Here is a 1,835-nt window from a genome sequence, read left to right as displayed (position 1 = left end):
TTGATCGTTCACGTGCCGCATGATCACACTCCTGATAACTCTATTGTTCTCATGCAACGCGCCCCGCCCAGTCTGACCTTGACCTACGCGCTCTCTCCCTACGCCACCCTCGCCGGCTCCGCGCCACGCGGGCCGGCTGCCGCCCGCCAGGTACGCCGAGCGATGCCATCTGGTCGGCCACGCGGGCCGCGTCGCGCGCGAGCACGACCGTCACATCGCGCGTGCGTGCCTGCCGCGCGCTTTCCCAGACGAGCGCGTCGCATGCCGGCGTGCCGCCGGCCGCGTAGATCGCGTACAGCCCCCCCGCCTCCAGTTGCGTCCATGCATCGGGCAGGCCGTCGATCGCAAGCCGGCTCAGCGTGCCGACGCGGCCGCCGGCCGGCCCCATGCGCAGCAGCGCGCGCAGGTGGCCCAGCAGACCGGCAACGCCGGGCGCGGGACGGGTGGCATCGATTTCCGTATTCACGACGTTCCCCTAGTAATCCGAATAAAGCCGCACCGGCGTCGGCGTGACGAGCCAGCTGCGCTGCGCGCGCGCATCGAACGCATAGCGCAGGTACACGAGCGCCGAGCTCGGCGCGTAGTCGTGCGACCGGTCGACATGCAGTTGCGCGCCGACACTCAGGTGCGGGTTCACGCGGTACTCGGCGACGCCGTTGAAGCCGTACGAGAACGACACGCCGCGCGTCGAGCTGCCCGCGTACACGAACCCGGCCGCGACCTGCGCGGCCCGCTGGCCCGAGAACGTCGGGTAGTACAGCGAATCCTTCTCGAAGCTGTTCGAGATCCCGCCCGTGAAGGTCAGGTCCCACGACAGCGCGTCGTACCGCCCCGCCCATTCGATCGGCACGCCGAGCGACAGGTAGCGTTGCGGGCTGTAGTAGCCGCCCTGCCCGTACGTGTAGTAGCGCAGGTTCTGCGCGTAGTGCCACGCATTGCCGACGAGGCCGGTGCTGACCTTCATCGTCGCGCGTTCGTACACGGGCACCGTGAAGCCGGTGCGCAGCGTGACTTCCGCGTTGCGTTCGACGTTGCGGCCGGACAGCACGCCCGCGCCGAGTTCCGCGAACAGGTTCGTGCGGCCGACGTCGACCGACGCGCGCAGGTTCACGCCATCGCGGCGCACCCCGCCCCAGACCGCGCCCGTCCATGGGTCGCGCATCCCCGCATACGACAGCACGCTGCTCGTTTCCGGCCGCCGCGACGCATTCACGCTGAAGCTTGCCGGGCCCGCGTCGAAGCGGTAGCGCACGCCGCCGACGAGGTAGTGCACGGGGAAGCCGAGCGGCGACGTGCCGAGGTCGAAGCGCCATGCGTCCGACAGATAACCGGCGCCGAGCGCGACGCCCGTCGTCGACTGGTGCAGCGAACCCGGCGGATTCGCGAGCAGCGCGGCGGCCGACGGATTCGTCTGGAACGGCGGCGGCAGTCCGCCCGGGGCCTTGAGCGCCGCGTAGGTGCCGAACGTCTTCAGCGCATACGCATCCGGGTCGCTCGTATCGAGCGTGCCCGGGTCGAGATGCACGGTATCGATCTGCGCGAACACGTGCCCGTCGTAGCGGACCGGCATCTGCAGATAGATCGGCACCTGCTGGGCGCGATACGACGAGACGCCTTCGTCGCCCGACTTGTACGCGGGCGTCCAGCCGGTCTCGATTTCGGGATTGCGCCGCTGTTCGAGCTCCGCGAACGCGGCCCGCGCGGGCGTCAGGCCGTCGCGGCCCGGGCTCACGCCCGTCGCGCGTTCCTGCGACTGCGACAGCCGGTACAGCGACGCCGCGTCGTCGTAGCGGCCCTGCGCCTCGGCCACGCGCCCGGCCGCGACCGTCACGTCG

Annotated in this window: 1 protein-coding gene and 1 pseudogene; both read right to left on the bottom strand. The window is 70.5% G+C overall.

The window, feature by feature from the left end:
• Positions 1–130: 130 nt before the first annotated feature.
• Positions 131–466, bottom strand: a pseudogene (locus G3N62_RS35390) (BcsE family c-di-GMP-binding protein); the annotation flags it as partial.
• A 9-nt stretch (positions 467–475) separates the two neighbouring features.
• Positions 476–1,835 (bottom strand): cellulose synthase subunit BcsC-related outer membrane protein (locus G3N62_RS35385; protein WP_206141544.1); only part of this gene is annotated, 1,360 nt, incomplete at its 5' end.

The sequence above is a fragment of the Burkholderia sp. Tr-20355 genome, assembly GCF_017104685.1.
In the GTDB taxonomy this organism is placed as follows: Bacteria; Pseudomonadota; Gammaproteobacteria; order Burkholderiales; family Burkholderiaceae; genus Burkholderia; species Burkholderia seminalis.
The sequence above is the reverse complement of the archived record's forward strand: the minus strand, read 5'-3'. Positions and strand labels throughout refer to the sequence as shown.